Raw genomic sequence first — 15,756 nt, 5'->3', positions numbered from 1 at the left:
GGGGTCCGGTCCGCACGCTCGTGCGGACCGGGTCCCCTCGTGTGTACGGGTGGCCGTCAGGCCGCCCCGCTGAGCGCCTTGATCATGCGGAGCCACAGCTCCCCGTACGGCTCGGCGTACCGGACACTGAGGCCCGCGATCTCCCGCAGCAGCCGGGCGCGGATCTCCTCCGGGGCGCGCGGGATCAGGTCGGCCAGCTCCTCCGGTTCGATGCCCTGGACGGCTCCCGAGAGGACCATGCTCACCTGGGCGTGGGCGAAGGAGGACAGCCGGTCGTCGAAGACCTGCCCCTCGATGGCGGCCGCGTGCATCAGGGAGGTGCCGTCACCGGCCTCCAACGCCCGTTCCACGTACGCCTGGAGCGCGTCCCGGTCCTCCACCAGTGCGTAGGCGGCGTCGATCCCCTCCGCACGGGAGACGTCCAGGACGGCGACGTGCGAGAGCGGGGTGTCCGGGGACGGCCGGACCTGGAGGAGGCGGGGGTGGTCCTGGAGGTAGGCCCGCGACTCGGCCCAGGACTCGCAGCCCACCCACTCGGTCAGCTGCCCCGAGAGGATCAGCGGATCGTAGGCGGAGGTCACCCCGTGGTCGAGCACGAACTCACGGAGCGCGGCGTGCTGTTGCGCGGTGGCCGGATCCAGGAGCGCCAGCTCTTCGAGCGCCGTCGCGGCCTCCTCGCCGGCGAGCGCGTCGGTGTACTGGGACCACAGGTCGCGTGACGCGGTCCAGTCGGGCGCGAACATCCAGGTGCCCACGGCTTCCAGCGTGGCGGCCGAGAGCGAGAGCCAGTCGGGCGCGGGGCCGTGGGTCTCCGCCTCCCACGCCTCGCGCACCTCCTCCCGGTCGCCGTGGGCGCGCAGGGCCCGTCGTGCCCGTACGGTCACCAGGTCCGGGCCGTCCTCCGGTTCGAGACCGGCGTCCCGGCCGAGGAACGACGCGAGGGCGCGTACGCCCTCCGAGGGCAGCGGGGCGGGGCAGTCCAGCAGGAAGATGCTCCGCTCGACGCCGACGCGCCGGGCGGTCGACGGGTGGGCTTCGGCGAACTCCGCCGCGCACTCCTCGTGCGCCTCGACCGCCGAGGCGTGGTCGCCGGTACGGGCGAGCGCGCGGGCCAGCTCCCCGAGCCCCTGCACCAGATCGTCCTCGAAGGCGCGCGGGTTCTCCAGGGCCAGGGCGCGGCAGACGGACAGCGCTTCCCGGGCCGTACTCACGGCTCCCTCGAGGTCCCCGTTCATCCCCCGGAGCTTGCCGCAGTTCCGCAGGGCGAGCGCCAGGTCGGCACGGTGCGCTCCGCTGTGCTCGTCCACGAGCCGGCGCAATAGGACGACACTTTCGTCGGCCGCAGCCAGGGCCTCCTTCGGGCTGCCGGTGCTGTTGAGGTTCGCGGCCAGGGCGCCGAGGGCCCTCGCGAGCGGGGAGCGCAGGACGGGTGCGTCGGGGGCGAGTCCACGCAGGAGCGCGATGGCCTCTGTCGCGACGGACAGTCCCTCCTCCGGCTCGCCGGCCGGGTTCAGATGGGCGGCGAGGTTGGCGAGCGAGACGGCCAGCTCCTGCCGGTGGACGGCGGGCTGTACCGCGGCGAGTTCCCGGCGGATCGCGACCGACTCCCGGCCCGCCGCGAGCGCCCCCGACAGATCGCCCAGGACCGCACGGTGATTGGCGACGTTGTTGAGGACCAGCGCGTACTCGGGGAGGAACGCCTCCGGGTCCTCGCCGGCGAGACGCCCGTAGAGCGTGGCCGCCTCCTCGACGTGTGCCAGGGCCTCCGCCGGTTGCCCGTCGGCGGCCAGGTGCATCGCGAGGTTGTTCAGCATCGCGGCCAGCCCAGGGAGGGAGGCCGCCGGCCGGTGCTTGACCAGATCGCGCTGGAGCTGCAGGGCCTGGCGCGCGAGCAGCGCCGCCGACGTGCGGTCCCCGGCGGCGGCGGTCTTGTTGGCCAGGGACGTCACGGCCCGGGCGAGGTCCGGTTGGAAGACCTCCATGTGCTCGTTGGCGAGCCCGGCGAACACCCGCGCGGCCTCCCGGGCGGCCGCGAGCGCGCCCTCGTGGTCCCCGACGGCGGAGAGCCGGTCCGCGAGGTTGTGCAGTGCCGTGGCCAGTTCCTTGCGGAATGCGTCCGGGTGACCCTCGATGAGCTCCCGGCAGATCTCCACGGCCTCCTTCGCGGGGGCCAGCGCCCTCGCGGTGTCGCCCACGTCGGCCCTGTGCACGGACAGATTGGCCAGGTAGCCCGCCAGGGAGGCCCGCAGGGCGGCCGGGTGGCGCTCGGTCACCCTCCGGTTGACCTGGACCGCCTTCTCCGCCTGCGGCAGCGCGTCCGCGTGACGTCCGACGGCCTTGAGGGCGTGGGCCAGGCTCGCCAGGGAGGAGGCGAGGGGGCCCAGATGCTCGTCCGGGCGCGCGGCGGCGAGGTCGGTGAAGATCTCCACCGCCTCCTGCGCGGGGGAGACGGCGGCCCGGCGCTCCCCGAGTGCCATCAGCACCACCGCCAGGCCGTTCAGCGCGGAGGCGAGCTGGGGGCGGAAGACAGCCGGCTCCTTCTCGGACAGCTCCCGGAAGACGACGACGGCGTCCCTGGCGAAGACGAGCGCACCCTCGGGGTCACCGATCTCGTGGACCCGCCTGCCGAGCGTGGCGAGGGCCAGCGCGAGGTCGGCCAGGAGGGATGCGTTGTCCCCCGCCCCGGAGCGGCTCTGCAGGAGCGCGACCGCCTCGCGCGCCGGGAGGAGAGACCCCTCGCGGTCCCCGACGTCGGCGCACCGGTTGGCGACGTTGACCAGGGTGCGCACCAGTTCCGTCGTACGGGACCCGGGGGCGGCCTCCTCCAACGTCCGGAAGAGGTCCACAGCCTCCTGCGCCGCCCGCAACGCCTCGGCCGGGTTCCCGTTCAGCCCCAGCTGCTCCGAGTAGCCGTGCAGCGCATGGCCCAGGACCGGTACCGCGTCCGGCCCGAGCCGCTTGACGAGCTTCCGCAGCGCCTCGATCCCCGGCGCGCCCGCCCGGCCCGCGTGCCGCGCGAGCCTCCGCGCCACGTACGGGTGCACCGCCGCCCAGCCGCCGTCCGCCGCGCGCCGCTCGGCATGCGCGACGAGCGCGGCGAGCACCACCTCCGCGGCCTCGGCCCCGCCCGCCACCGGCCGGGACGCGAGATGCGAGACGAACTCCCGGTGGTACAGCCGGTACACCGCCTGCCCGTGTTCCGCGTCCTCCACGATGTAGCGCCCGTACGCGGACAGCACCCAGTCCACGTCGCTCTCGTCGTACGGCGTCGCCCGGCCGCCCAGCGCCCCGGCGACCTCCTCCCAGACGCCCCCGGCGGGCATCCCGCGCCCCACTGTCCAGGCCAGCGCGGTCAGCAGATCGCGTGCGGCGGACGGGAGTTCGGTGCCGTCCGCCAGGACCCGGACCGGGCCCGCCCGCAGGTCGTCCTCGAACGCGGCCCCGATGGACTCCGGCAGACCGGCCTGCCAGGCGTCGTCCCGGGCGTCCCGCCCCTCCGCCAGCAGCGAGCCGGTCACCAGCCGGGCGAACAGGAACCCACCCCCCACCGCCGTGGCGCGCGCGGCGACCGCCTCGCCCGCCTCCCGCGCCCGGTCCGCCGGGAAGCCGCCCGCCTCGCACCGGCGGGACACATACGCGGCGATGTCCTCCTCGGTGTCCGGCTCCTCCTCCAGGTCCGCGGTGGTGACGGCCGTCCCGATCAGCCGGGCCAGCGCGTCCGGCAGGGTCTCGTCCGGGTGCCCGTCGTCCGCCAGCCGGGCGCGGAACGCCCGCTCCCGCGAGCCCAGCAGCACCGGGACCGCCCGGCTGAGCGGGAAGACCAGCTCCTCGATCATGGCTTGCAGATGCTCGACGGGCACCTCGTCCAGGCCGTCCAGGACCAGCACCGGACGCCGGTCCAGCTCGCGCAGCTCGCCCCGGAAGTCGTCCGGGTTGCGCGGCTCCGGCAGCCCGAGCCGCAGGGCCAGCTCGGCGGCGGCCTGAAGCGGGCTCAGCCCCCGCAGGTGCACCGCCGCGAGCGGGTGCCCGGGTCCGGGGCCGGGGTCGCCCTCACGCAGGCCGCCCTGCGCCTCCGTCTCCGCGCGCCGCTCCGGGTCGGTGAGCGTCGCGATCCGGCCCAGCACCGCCGACTTGCCGCAGCCCGCCGGGCCGGTCACCAGGAAGAGCCCCGCCTCGTCCGCCTCGATCCAGTCGGTGATCCGGCCCAGGACCCGCTTCCGGCCCGTGAAGAACGAGCCCTCCTCGCGGAACCCGACACCCCGGGCCGCGAGCACCAGGTGCTCCACCAGCCGCGCGGGCGCCCCGGGCACATGGCGTGGGTTCGGGAAGACCGCCCGCCCGGTGCCGAGGGCGGCCGGGACCGGCGTCTGCCCCTCGCCGCGCCACCGCTCACCGAGCGCGGCGAGCACGTCCGGGCCGCTTACCCACGCGTTGTGGGCGCTCCACGCCGACCGGTACTCGCTGGTGGCCGGGCCCTCCCTCAGCACCTCGGCCAGCGCGTCGAGCAGCGGCCCGGCCCCGTCCGAGGTCTCGCCGCGCCGACAACTCGTCATGATCCCGAACCACTGCACCCGGCCGGGCGGCGCGGAGGTGGTCTCCCAGCGCCGGAGCGCCTTCTCCAGGCCCCGGCCCACGGCGTCCCCGGCATGGCAGGCGTCGATGAGCACCAGGATCTGGTCGGCGCCGGACGCCACCGCCTCGTTGACCAGCGTCTCGGGCGAGACCCCGTGCCGCAGGGCGCGTGCGTCCCGGGCCACTTGCTCGACGTCAAGGTCCAAGTCGCGCAGCGCCAGCCGGAGTTCGTCGTCCACCAGCACGCCGTGCCCGGACCACACGATGATCGCGGGCTTCCCCGCGCCGGACGCGCTCCAGGCGGTGAGGTCCCGGTCGAAGTCCGCCCAGGAGGGGTTGCCGCCGCCCGCGACACGGGTCGCGATCCCCAGCGCCTCAAGGCGGTTGACGATCCCCTCCATCTGGGCCGTCGCACCGGTCAGCCGCGGAAAGGTCCGCTCGTCGGCGTACGTCTCACACACCACGCACAACGCGGTCCCCACGGCCTCGCCGCCCACCACATCCGCCTCATCCGCCATCGGGCGCTCCGCCTTCCCGCACATACGCCGCTGAAATGGACAGCAGCGTATGCACGGATCGGACGCCGGGGTGCCGGTCCGGACAAACTCGACTCTTTCCGGTCCCCGGGTGATAAGGAAACGGCCCGTCCCACGCGCACGTGTGGGACGGGCCGTTGCGCTGCGCGCTACTTCAGGGACGAGACGAAGTTGCCCCAGGCGGCGGCGTTGACGACGAGCGACGGACCGCTCGGGTTCTTGCTGTCACGTACGGGGATGACGCCGGGGAAGTCGTCGCTGATCTCGACGCATTCGCCCCCGTCGGTGTTGCTGTAGCTGCTGCGACGCCAGCGGGCGGAACTCAGCTCGGGGGAGTGGGTCATGGTCGGTAGCCCTCCATCGCGGTACGGATCAGTTCCGCCGACTCGGCCAGGGAGTGCGAGTTGGCGCGCAGTACGTCGTACCGCCGCCGCCAATTCTTCACCGCTTCCGGGTCCTCGTAGAGGTGACCGGTCTGGATGCTCTCCTCGTACGCCACCGAGGCGCCGTCGGGCAGGGTCAGCAGAGTCAGTGCGCCACCCAGTAGCGAGTGTGGCCCCGCACTGAACGGCATCACCTGAACCTTACTGTCCGGAGTATCCACCCGCTCCAACAGCGAGGCCAGTTGCTGGTGCATGCAGGACCGGCTGCCCACCTGCCGCAGCAGTACGGCCTCGTCGATGATCGCCCACCGGAACGGCGGATTCGCCGAGTGCTGCCGCTCCTGTCGGGACATGCGGGCGGTGACGCGCTCATCGACCATTTCGGCGGTCAGGTGTTCCTGACGACGGAGCAACTCCCGGGCGTACTGCTCGGTCTGGAACAAGCCGGGCAGTGCCTGCGCGCCGTACTGCTCTATGACCTCGGCCCGGGCCTCGAAGTTCATGTACCGCTTGTACTTGTCGGGATGGATGTCCTGCTTGGCGAGTTCGTAGAGGCCCGTGAAGAGCTCATCCGTCCCGAAGGCGATGTCCAGGCAGCTGGGCATGTCCGGCGGGGGCATCAGTTCGGCCGTCTCGATCCGGGCGAGCGTGCTCTTGCTGGAGTTGACGATGTCCGCCAGCTGCACGAGGGAGAGCTTCGCGAGCTCGCGGTGGCGGCGTAGCTCCGAGCCGAAGTAGTGGCGCGTGGAGGCGAAGGGGGAAAGCGGCTGGGGCCTGAACGTCATGGAGCGGGCCTTCCGTGTGTCCCGTGTGGAACGTCGGGACGCAGCGGCCCTGTTGGGGAAACCCGCCACAGCGCGACGATTGCGGCACACACCGTAACCAGCGGGTGCGACCGGGGACCAGAGCGCTCCCCGAACGGAGGCGGAGGCGACATGATGTTCGACGCGCAAGGGAACGCGATGCGGCTGCTCCCCTGGGTCGGCGAGAGCGGGACCCCGTGCTACCTGAGCAGCGACGACCCGGGCGGCCCGATGTCACGGCTGGCCGACGAGGTGGAGACGGACCTGCTCGACTCGGCCCAGTACGTGTTGCGCGAGGCGCGGGCGCTGCTGGCCGAAACGGGCGTGGGCACGCGCGAGTTGAGGTTCACCGGGGTCCGGCTGGCCGAGTCGTTGCAGGACGCCTTGCGGATCGCGGAGAGCCGGGGCTACCGCCTGGCTCCCGCCCTCCTCACGCCTGCGGAGGCCGAGGAAACCACGGCTTGCGCGGCGGCCCCGGGGACCGGTACCAGCGAGGCGTGAGCGGCTTGCCCGGCGGGACGGGTCGGTCGGAGGCCGCGATGAGGAAGTGGGCCTCGGGGAGGTGACCCGGGGCGCTGTGCAGCACGGGGAGGCCGGTGCACCCGATGAGCGCGAGCAGCTTGCAGGCGGTGGCGTGGGCGCTCAGCACGGAGTCGCCTTCGGCGAGGTTGCGATAGAAGACCCGGGCGTACGCACACGCATGCGCGTCGGGGACCTGCCCCTCCCACCCGATGGCGGCCGGGACACGGTCGGCCAACTCTTTGGCCAACGGCTCCGTCCAGCAGGCGTTGAGCACCACGAGTCGCAGCCCGAGCGGGGCGGCGTCGGCGACGCAGTCGCGTAACCCGTCCAGGGCGACGGGCGCCTCGCCGCCGTCGTCGGTGACGAAGCGGGGCCCGCCGTCGGGCGTCCCGCGCCCCGCGAAGTGCAGGACGTGCGGCACGGTGGCCGCCAGGTACTGCACCAGGTCCTCGGCCCGGGCGGCCGGAAGGACATCGAGCCGCAACAGGTGCCCGAACCTGGCGTGCGTGACGCTGCGCTGCACGTCCCGGTGCTCCTCGTGCAGCGCGGGCGCCCGGCCGGCCTCGGGCGAGGCGGCGAGGATCAGGCAGACGGTGGTGGTCACCCGGTGGCGGCGAGTGTCTGGATGATCCGCACCCAGTGCGCGGCGTGCTGGGGTGCGTGGGCCGCGCTGAGGGCGGCGGTTTCGGAGATCAGCCGGTTGCGTACGTCGGGCGAGGCGTCGGCGACGAGGGGGGCGAGGCTGTCGGGGTCGGCCTCGTTGAGGGTGTCCGCGAGGAGCAGCGCGGCCTGGTGGTGGGTGCGGGCGGAGAGCTGGTCGTCGTACACCTCGTCCTCGATGGCGGCCGCGTGACGGAGGGCTTCGGCGTCGCCGCTGGTGAGGGCGTTGTCGATGTACTGCTGGAGGGCGGTGCGGTCGCGTACGAGGGCGTAGGCCGTGGGGATGTCGTGGGCGCGGGCTGCGTGGAGGAGGGCGCCGGGGAGGGAGTCGGGCGGGTCGAGTTCGAGGAGGTCCGGGTGGGCGCGGAGGTACTGCTCGGAGGCGTCCCAGGTGGTGAGGGCCGTCCAGTCGGATAGTTGCTCGCCGAGGATGAGGGGGCGGTAGGCGGCGGGTGCGCCGTCGGTGAGGATTTCCTCGCGGAGGGCTTGGTGGTGGGCTGCGGCCTCGGGGTCGAGGAGCGCGACCTCGGCTAGGGCCACTGCGGCTTCGGGGCTGCTCAGGAGCTCGGTGTGGTCGGTCCAGTGGGCGTATGAGTCGGACCAGGAGTGCGTGGTCATCCAGGCGCCGACTGTGCTCAGCGCCTGGGGGGCGAGCGCTAGCCAGGAGGGGAGGGGTGTGCGGGTCTCGTCGTGCCAGACAGCTGCAAGGTCTTTGCGGTGTTCGGCGCTCTCTTGTACGTACGCGCGGAGGGTCTTCCGAGCGTGGAACGTCACTTGGTCCGGCGCTTCGGTGGTTGGGATGCTCGCCAGTTGAACGAGGTTTTGAAGGCCGGCTGTGGTCGAACACCCCGGCTCACGGATCAAGAACCTGTCCCGTTCGAGCATGAGAGCTCGGCCGACTGCGGGGTGCTTGGCGCTGAGGTCGACGATGACTTGCTCGTACGCCTGGGCTGCGGCTGAAGGGTCTCCGGCGTCAGCGAGGCGGTTGGCGAGGTTGTTGAGGGAGGTGGCGAGGTTGGGGGTGTGTGCGGCGGGGTGCTGTTCGGCGAGGGTGCGGTAGAGGTTGGTGGCTTCGTGTGCGGGTGCGAGTGCGCCTTGGCGGTCTCCGGTGGCGGCGAGACGGATAGCGAGGTTGTTGAGAGAGCCGGCGAGCTCGGGGGTGAAGGCGGCGGGGTGTTGTTCGGCGAGGGTGCGGTAGAGGTTGGTGGCTTCGTGTGTGGGTGCGAGTGCGCCTTGGCGGTCTCCGGTGGCGGCGAGGCGGTTGGCGAGGGTGTTGAGGGACATGGCGAGGTTGGGGGTGTGTGCGGCGGGGTGTTGTTCGGCGAGGGTGCGGTAGAGGTTGGTGGCTTCGTGTGCGGGTGCGAGTGCGCCTTGGCGGTCTCCGGTCTCGGCGAGGCGGTTGGCGAGGTTGTTGAGGGCGCCGGCGAGTTCGGCGGTGTAGGCGGCGGGGTGTTGTTCGGCGAGGGTGCGTCGGATGCGTACGGCTTCGTGTGCGGGTGCGAGTGCGCCTTGGCGGTCTCCGATGGCGGCGAGGCGGTTGGCGAGGTTGTTGAGGGAGGTGGCGAGCTCGGGGGTGAAGGTTGCGGGGTGTTGTTCGGTGAGAGTGCGTCGGATGCGTACGGCTTCGTGTGCGGGTGCGAGTGCGCCTTGGCGGTCTCCGGTCTCGGCTAGACGGATAGCGAGGTTGTTGAGGGACATGGCGAGGTTGGGGGTGTGTGCGGCTGGGTGTTGTTCGGCGAGGGTGCGGTAGAGGTTGGTGGCTTCGCGGACGGATGCGAGTGCGCCTTGGCGGTCCCCGATGGCGGCGAGGCGGTTGGCAAGGGTGTTGAGAGAGGTGGCGTGGTCAGGGGTGAAAGTTGCTGGGTGTTGTTCGGCGAGGGTGCGGTAGAGGTTGGTGGCTTCGTGTGCGGGTGCGAGTGCGCCTTGGCGGTCTCCGGTCTCGGCTAGACGGATAGCGAGGGTGTTGAGGGCGCCGGCGAGGTTCGGGGTGTAGGCGGCTGGGTGTTGTTCGGCGAGGGTGCGGTAGAGGTTGGTGGCTTCGTGTGCGGGTGCGAGTGCGCCTTGGCGGTCTCCGGTTTCGGCTAGACGGATAGCGAGGGTGTTGAGGGACATGGCGAGGTTGGGGGTGTAGGCGGCGGGGTGTTGTTCGGCGAGGGTGCGTCGGATGCGTACGGCTTCGTGTGCGGGTGCGAGTGCGCCTTGGCGGTCTCCGATGGCGGCGAGGTGATTGGCGAGGTTGTTGAGGGCGCCGGCGAGGTTCGGGGTGTAGGCGGCTGGGTGTTGTTCGGCGAGGGTGCGGTAGAGGTTGGTGGCTTTGTGCGCGGGTGCGAGTGCGCCTTGGCGGTCTCCGATGGCGGCGAGGCGAGTGGCGAGGGTGTTGAGGGCGCTGGCGAGGTTCGGGGTGTAGGCGGCGGGGTGTTGTTCGGCGAGGGTGCGTCGGATGCGTACGGCTTCGTGTGCGGGTGCGAGTGCGCCTTGGCGGTCTCCGGTTTCGGCTAGACGGATAGCGAGGTTGTTGAGGGACATGGCGAGGTTGGGGGTGTGTGCGGCTGGGTGTTGTTCGGCGAGGGTGCGGTAGAGGTTGGTGGCTTCGTGTGCGGGTGCGAGTGCGCCTTGGCGGTCTCCGGTCTCGGCTAGACGGGTAGCGAGGTTGTTGAGGGAGCGAGCCAGGCCCGGACGATAGATATTCGGATGGCTGTCGCTGAGGTCCTCGTAGAAGCCAACTGCCTCTCGCGAGTACGGCAAAGCCTCGTGGCGGAGCCCTGCCTTTGCCAGAGCGATGGACAACCCGTACAGGCCTTCAGCCAGATGAGGCAGCCCACATTCTTCATCCCAAGTTGCCAACCCCCGCAGCACCTCAACCCCCGCCCCACCGCACCCCACTGCATGCCGCACCAGCCCTCTTGTCACGTATGGATCCACCCCTGACCAGTCACCGACCTCCCCCTGCTGCCTTATGAGATCCACCAGCGTGCGCAGCACCACCTCACCCGCAACCACCCCACCCGGCCCCTCCCGCCGCCTCAGGTGCGCAACGAACTCCCGGTGATACAGGCGATACACCGCCTGCCCCTCCTCCGCGTCCTCCACGATGTAGCGCCCGAAGGCCGACAGCGCCCAGTCCACGTCGGTCTCGTCGTACTCGACGCCCCCGCCGAGCGCCCCGGCCACCGCCTCCCACACACCGCCCGCAGGCATTCCCTGGCCCACCGTCCAGGCCAGCGCGGTCAGCAGGTCCCAGGCCGCCGAGGGGAGGACAGTGCCGTCGTCCCGTACCCGCGCGGGCACCGTGCGCAGCTCGTTCTCGAACGCGGTGTCGATGGAGTCGGGCAGCTCCGCCAGCAGAGACCCGTCCTCCCCTGAGGCCACCCGCGCCAGGACCGTGCTCGTGACCAGGCGGGCGAAGAGGAAGCCGCCGCCGACATCCGTGGCCCGCTCCGAGATCGCCGTACCGGCCTCTTGGGCCAGGCCCTCCGCGACTCCCGCCGCCTCACACCGGCGCCGCACGTACTCGCCGATGTCTTCCCGCGTATGCGGCTCCTCTTCGAGGTCGACGGCCTCGACACCCGCGCCGATGTGCCGGGACAGCGCCTGCACCAGCGACTCGTTGTCCTCCAGCTTGTTGCGGAACGCCCGCTCCCGCGAACCCAGCAGCACCGGCACCGACCGGCTCAGCGGGAACACCAGCTCCTCGATCATGCTCTGCGTGTGCTCGGCCGGTACCTCGTCCAGGCCGTCCATGACCAGGACCGGCTGCGGCGACAACTCCCGCACCTCCGCCCGGAAATCGTCCGTACTGCGCGGCCGGGGCAACCTCAGGGCATGGGCCAGCCGTTCCGCCGCCTGCAACGGCGTCAGATCACGCAGGTGCACCGCCGCAAGGGTCCGCTCCGCGCGGACGCCCGGGTCCGGGTCACCGTCGCGCAGTGCGCCGCTCGCGACAGCCCGCTCCCGCTGCTCCGCGTCCGCGAGCGTGGCGATACGGCCCAACACGGCGGACTTCCCGCAACCGGCGGGCCCGGTCACCAGGAACAGGCCGGACGTGTCCTCGTCCAGCCACTCCACGATCCGGCCCAGCACCCGCGTACGGCCGGTGAAGAACCAGCCCTCTTCCCGGTGGCCGACCCCGCGTGCGGCCTGCACCAGGTGCTCCACCAGCCGGGCCGGTGCTTCGGGGGAGTGGAGGGGGTTGGGGAAGGCGGGGCGCCACTCGCCGAGGGTGGCGGGGACCGGGGTCTGGCCCTCGCCCTCCCACCGCGTGGCGATGGCGCCCAGCAGGTCCGGCCCGCTGACGAGCGCGTTGTGAGCGCTCCACGCGGACCGGTACTCGTCGCCCGCCGGACCTTCCTTCAGGACCTTCGTCAGGGCGGCCAGCAGCGGCCCGCTGCCGTCCGAGGTCTCGTGACTCTGGCAACTCGCCAGAAAACCCAGCCACTTGGCGTGCCCGGGCGGCGCGGACTCCTCCTCCCAGCGCCCGAGAGCCAGCCCCAGGGCCGGAACCGCGCCGCCCCCCGCGTAACAGGTATCGATGATCACCAGCACGTGTTCGGCACCGGAACCGGCGGCCTCGCTGACCAGGTCGTCGGCGGTGACGCCGTGCCGCGTCACCCGTGCCTTCCACTGGCCGGGGTCGTCGGCCGGCTTCAGGTCCGAGAGCACCAGCCGCGTCTGACCGTCGACCCGCACCCCGTGCCCCGACCAGATGACCAGCGCCGGTTTGGCGTCACCCGTGGCCACCCACCCCTCGGACCACTCCTCGCTCTCCGCCCGAAACGCGGCCGACGACGGATTCCCACCCCCCACCTTCCGCGCCTCGTACCCCAACCCCTCCAGCAGCCCCACGATCTCGTCCATCTGGGCCCCGGCCCCCACGAGCCGGGGAAACCTCCCCCCGTCCGCGTACTCCTCGCACACCACACAAAGCGCCGTCCCCGCCGCACCCGTCATCGTCAGCCCCGCTCCAGAACCAGCACCAACGCGGTCATCACGACATTGGCCGAAACACGCGTCCCGATCCGCACCCGATGCCCGCCCACCGGAAGACCGTTGATCCGGAGGCCGTACACCCCGCCACCCCGGTTCGCCATAGTCCGCATCGGACCGCCCTCCACCCCCGCGAAGACCGCGACCCGATCGTGCCCCGGCACATCCGCAGGAGCCGTAGCCCGGATCTCGTACGCTTCCCCCTCCACCAGAATCTCCGGCGCCTCCACCGAGAGCGGCACATCCTCGTCCTCCGAGCCCCGGTGCACGGGCGGCTCCGGAGTGAGCGAGGCGTAGAGGCTCTGGCGGACCCCCTTGTTGTTCTGGAGGGAGCCGTGCTTCTCCCACGGGGTGTACGCGTGCCGCCCCGCCCCCACCGCGCGGCTGGAGAGATCGGGCACCCGCCCGTCGCCCCCCTCATCCACCCCGTCGATGGTGAGCAGCCCGCGCAGAGCGTCCCCCTCCATCTCGGCCGTCGTCGGCGTCGGCTGCCGCACCCCGCCCACCGGCACGTACTCCACCCCGTACGGCGCCCCCGCCTCCGAGGCCCGCAGATCCGCATGGAACAGGCCCGCGAGGCGCAGCAGCTCCCCGTCCACCCCAGGCAGCCCCGCGACCTCCCGCGCGTACCGCAGCCCCGAGCCCCCGGCCGCCGCCAGGCACGCGTAGTCCGGCGTGAGCTGGTGCAGCGACGGCAGGCTCCGGGCGAACGGCGTGAGGTCGAGGCCGACCGGGCCGATCCCGTAACGCATTCCATTGACCAGGTACAGCAGCGCGTCCAGCGACCCCCGGTACGGTGTCCCCAGCGTGACCACGCGGCGCGTGACCTCCGCGCCCCCGCACTGCTCGACGTAGCTCCGGGTGACCAGGCCGCCCATCGAGTGGCAGAGGAAGACCACCTTCGCGTCCCGCCGGTCGGGCCGGGAGGCGCGCCAGCGGCCCAGCTCCTCGTCCACGCGCTCGGCCAGCCGCTCCGCGTTGTAGCGGCAGGAGAGCCGCCAGTCGTAGGCGAAGGCGACCAGGTTGGCCGGGACGTCGGCCGCCTCGCCCGGCAGGCGGCGCTGGAGGGTGAAGTGGGCTTCCAGCCAGTTCAGCAGGCTGCTGTACCCGTCCACGGGTTTCCACACGCCCGGCAGCGCGTGCACATCGGACATCAGCCCGGTGGGCCGTACGCCGTCACCGGGGTGCTCGTCGCCCAGGCCGGCCGGGAGCGTCAGGCGCTTGACGGACTTCCCGAGGGTGCGGATGCCCCGCACCAGGGCCTTCCCGGAGGCCGCCCAGACCTCGTGCCCGTCCGCGTCCGCGAGCGTGCTGCCGAGGATTCCCGGTACGACGACCACCAGGTCCTCGGCCCTGCTGCGCTGCGCCATATGACTGTCCCCCGTATCCGCGCCGCCGAATGAGGACAGCAGCGTAGATACGGGGGACGGGGTTCCGGGCCGGTCCGGACAAAATCGGCCGCGTCCGGACCTTCCGTGCGAACAGCCGCTACGGCAGCGCCAGCATCCGCTCCAGCGCCAGCTTCGCGTACTTCTCCGTCTCCGGGTCCACGACGATCCGGTTGACCTGCTTGCCCTCGGCGAGGGATTCCAGCGTCCACACCAGGTGCGGCAGGTCGATGCGGTTCATCGTGGAGCAGAAGCAGACCGTCTTGTCGAGGAAGACGATCTCCTTGCCCTCGGGGGCGAAACGGTTCGCCAGGCGGCGGACGAGGTTCAGCTCGGTGCCGATCGCCCACTTCGAACCGGCCGGGGCCGCCTCCAGGGCCTTGATGATGTACTCCGTCGAGCCGACGTAGTCCGCGGCCGCCACGACCTCGTGCTTGCACTCGGGGTGCACCAGCACGTTGACGCCGGGGATGCGCTCGCGCACGTCGTTGACGGACTCGACCGAGAAGCGGCCGTGCACCGAGCAGTGGCCGCGCCACAGGATCATCTTCGCGTTCCGCAGCTCCTCGACGGTCAGACCGCCGTTCGGCTTGTGCGGGTTGTAGAGGACGCAGTCCTCCAGGGACATGCCCATGTCTCGCACGGCGGTGTTGCGGCCGAGGTGCTGGTCCGGCAGGAAGAGCACCTTCTCGCCCTGCTCGAAGGCCCACTCCAGGGCGCGTTCGGCGTTGGACGAGGTGCAGATCGTGCCGCCGTGGCGGCCGGTGAAGGCCTTGATGTCGGCGGACGAGTTCATGTACGAGACGGGCACGACCTGCTCGGCGACACCGGCCTCGGTCAGCACGTCCCAGCACTCGGCGACCTGCTCGGCGGTGGCCATGTCGGCCATCGAGCAGCCCGCCGCCAGGTCCGGCAGCACGACCTTCTGGTCGTCGCTGGTGAGGATGTCCGCCGACTCGGCCATGAAGTGCACACCGCAGAAGACGATGTACTCCGCCTCCGGGCGGGCCGCGGCGTCGCGGGCGAGCTTGAAGGAGTCACCGGTCACGTCGGCGAACTGGATGACCTCGTCGCGCTGGTAGTGGTGACCCAGGACGAAGACCTTCTCGCCCAGCTCCTCCTTGGCCGCGCGGGCGCGGGCCACCAGGTCCGGGTCGGACGGGGAGGGCAGGTCGCCGGGACACTCGACACCGCGCTCGCTCCTGGGGTCGGCGTCGCGGCCCAGCAGGAGCAGGGCGAGCGGCGTCGGCTGGACATCGAGATCCTGGACGGGGTGGGCCGTGGTCACGTCACGCACCCTTTCTTCTGCGGACTTCTCTGTGGAGAAAGCCTTTTCGTCTAATTGACGCTATCTATCATAGCCGCTTCACGTCACTTTGACGATGCCGAAAGTGTCAATGTGACGCATCCGCCCACAGGACGGGTGTGCGAGCATGAAGGGAACAGGCAAGCGCTCGGCCCGGAATGAATCCGCGGCCCCGACGGTTGCAACGTCGGCAAGCAGTCTCCGTACAACCCGGGAGAGAAGCAGATGTCCGTATCGGACGAGACCACCACCGTGAGCGACGGCATCCTCCTGTCCGACGCCGCCGCAGCCAAGGTCAAGGCCCTGCTGGAGCAGGAAGGCCGTGACGACCTGGCACTGCGCGTCGCCGTCCAGCCCGGCGGCTGCTCGGGCCTGCGCTACCAGCTCTTCTTCGACGAGCGCTCCCTCGACGGCGACGTCGTCAAGGACTTCGACGGTGTGAAGGTCGTCACCGACCGCATGAGCGCCCCGTACCTGGGCGGCGCCTCGGTCGACTTCGTCGACACCATCGAGAAGCAGGGCTTCACCATCGACAACCCGAACGCCACGGGTTCCTGCGCCTGCGGCGACTCCTTCAGCTGAGTCGCACCACAGCGTCGAGGC

9 protein-coding genes are annotated in these 15,756 nt (G+C 71.6%); 2 read left to right on the top strand and 7 right to left on the bottom strand.

Going from position 1 to position 15,756, the window contains the following annotated elements; all coding sequences use genetic code 11:
* Positions 1–56: 56 nt before the first annotated feature.
* The 3 genes from OHS17_RS08900 to OHS17_RS08890 all read right to left on the bottom strand — a co-directional run bounded on the left by OHS17_RS08900 (position 57) and on the right by OHS17_RS08890 (position 6,276).
* Entirely contained in the window at positions 57–5,090 is a 5,034-nt protein-coding gene (locus tag OHS17_RS08900) for a tetratricopeptide repeat protein (RefSeq protein WP_330311718.1), read from the bottom strand.
* Between the two features lie 167 nt (positions 5,091–5,257).
* The gene (locus OHS17_RS08895) at positions 5,258–5,452 is read right to left on the bottom strand and encodes a DUF397 domain-containing protein (protein ID WP_330311717.1); all 195 of its coding nucleotides are present in this window, start codon (positions 5,450–5,452) and stop codon (positions 5,258–5,260) included.
* Positions 5,449–6,276: a helix-turn-helix domain-containing protein gene (locus tag OHS17_RS08890; RefSeq protein WP_330311716.1), complete on the bottom strand. Its 828-nt coding sequence runs from the start codon at positions 6,274–6,276 to the stop codon at positions 5,449–5,451. The genes OHS17_RS08895 and OHS17_RS08890 overlap by 4 nt, the downstream gene beginning before the upstream one ends.
* A gap of 150 nt (positions 6,277–6,426) precedes the next feature.
* Between OHS17_RS08890 and OHS17_RS08885 the strand changes: the two genes are divergently transcribed.
* Positions 6,427–6,795, top strand: a complete 369-nt coding sequence (locus OHS17_RS08885) for a hypothetical protein (protein ID WP_330311715.1) — start codon at positions 6,427–6,429, stop codon at positions 6,793–6,795.
* Here OHS17_RS08885 and OHS17_RS08880 read toward each other — a convergent pair.
* The 4 genes from OHS17_RS08880 to nadA all read right to left on the bottom strand — a co-directional run bounded on the left by OHS17_RS08880 (position 6,725) and on the right by nadA (position 15,144).
* The gene (locus tag OHS17_RS08880; protein ID WP_330311714.1) at positions 6,725–7,420 is read right to left on the bottom strand and encodes a CHAT domain-containing protein; all 696 of its coding nucleotides are present in this window, start codon (positions 7,418–7,420) and stop codon (positions 6,725–6,727) included. The two genes, OHS17_RS08885 and OHS17_RS08880, sit on opposite strands and share 71 nt — an antisense overlap.
* Complete coding sequence (locus tag OHS17_RS08875; RefSeq protein WP_330311713.1) at positions 7,417–12,423, bottom strand: tetratricopeptide repeat protein; 5,007 nt, start codon at positions 12,421–12,423, stop codon at positions 7,417–7,419. The genes OHS17_RS08880 and OHS17_RS08875 overlap by 4 nt, the downstream gene beginning before the upstream one ends.
* 2 nt (positions 12,424–12,425) lie before the next feature.
* Positions 12,426–13,829: an esterase/lipase family protein gene (locus OHS17_RS08870; protein WP_330311712.1), complete on the bottom strand. Its 1,404-nt coding sequence runs from the start codon at positions 13,827–13,829 to the stop codon at positions 12,426–12,428.
* Between the two features lie 118 nt (positions 13,830–13,947).
* Positions 13,948–15,144, bottom strand: coding sequence for a quinolinate synthase NadA (nadA, locus tag OHS17_RS08865; RefSeq protein ID WP_330311711.1), 1,197 nt, complete (start codon positions 15,142–15,144; stop codon positions 13,948–13,950).
* A 234-nt stretch (positions 15,145–15,378) separates the two neighbouring features.
* Between nadA and OHS17_RS08860 the strand changes: the two genes are divergently transcribed.
* Positions 15,379–15,735: an iron-sulfur cluster assembly accessory protein gene (locus tag OHS17_RS08860; RefSeq protein WP_018103583.1), complete on the top strand. Its 357-nt coding sequence runs from the start codon at positions 15,379–15,381 to the stop codon at positions 15,733–15,735.
* Positions 15,736–15,756 lie beyond the last annotated feature (21 nt).

It is taken from the genome of Streptomyces sp. NBC_00523 (assembly GCF_036346615.1).
Lineage (GTDB): Bacteria > Actinomycetota > Actinomycetes > Streptomycetales > Streptomycetaceae > Streptomyces.
The sequence above is the reverse complement of the archived record's forward strand: the minus strand, read 5'-3'. Positions and strand labels throughout refer to the sequence as shown.

Excerpts from the sequence above, each read along its gene's own strand:
- OHS17_RS08900 (WP_330311718.1), bottom strand. The coding sequence starts at position 5,090 with ATGGCGGATGAGGCGGATGTGGTGGGCGGCGAGGCCGTGGGGACCGCG.
- OHS17_RS08895 (WP_330311717.1), bottom strand. The coding sequence starts at position 5,452 with ATGACCCACTCCCCCGAGCTGAGTTCCGCCCGCTGGCGTCGCAGCAGC.
- OHS17_RS08890 (WP_330311716.1), bottom strand. The coding sequence starts at position 6,276 with ATGACGTTCAGGCCCCAGCCGCTTTCCCCCTTCGCCTCCACGCGCCAC.
- OHS17_RS08885 (WP_330311715.1), top strand. The coding sequence starts at position 6,427 with ATGATGTTCGACGCGCAAGGGAACGCGATGCGGCTGCTCCCCTGGGTC.
- OHS17_RS08875 (WP_330311713.1), bottom strand. The coding sequence starts at position 12,423 with ATGACGGGTGCGGCGGGGACGGCGCTTTGTGTGGTGTGCGAGGAGTAC.
- OHS17_RS08870 (WP_330311712.1), bottom strand. The coding sequence starts at position 13,829 with ATGGCGCAGCGCAGCAGGGCCGAGGACCTGGTGGTCGTCGTACCGGGA.
- OHS17_RS08860 (WP_018103583.1), top strand. The coding sequence starts at position 15,379 with ATGTCCGTATCGGACGAGACCACCACCGTGAGCGACGGCATCCTCCTG.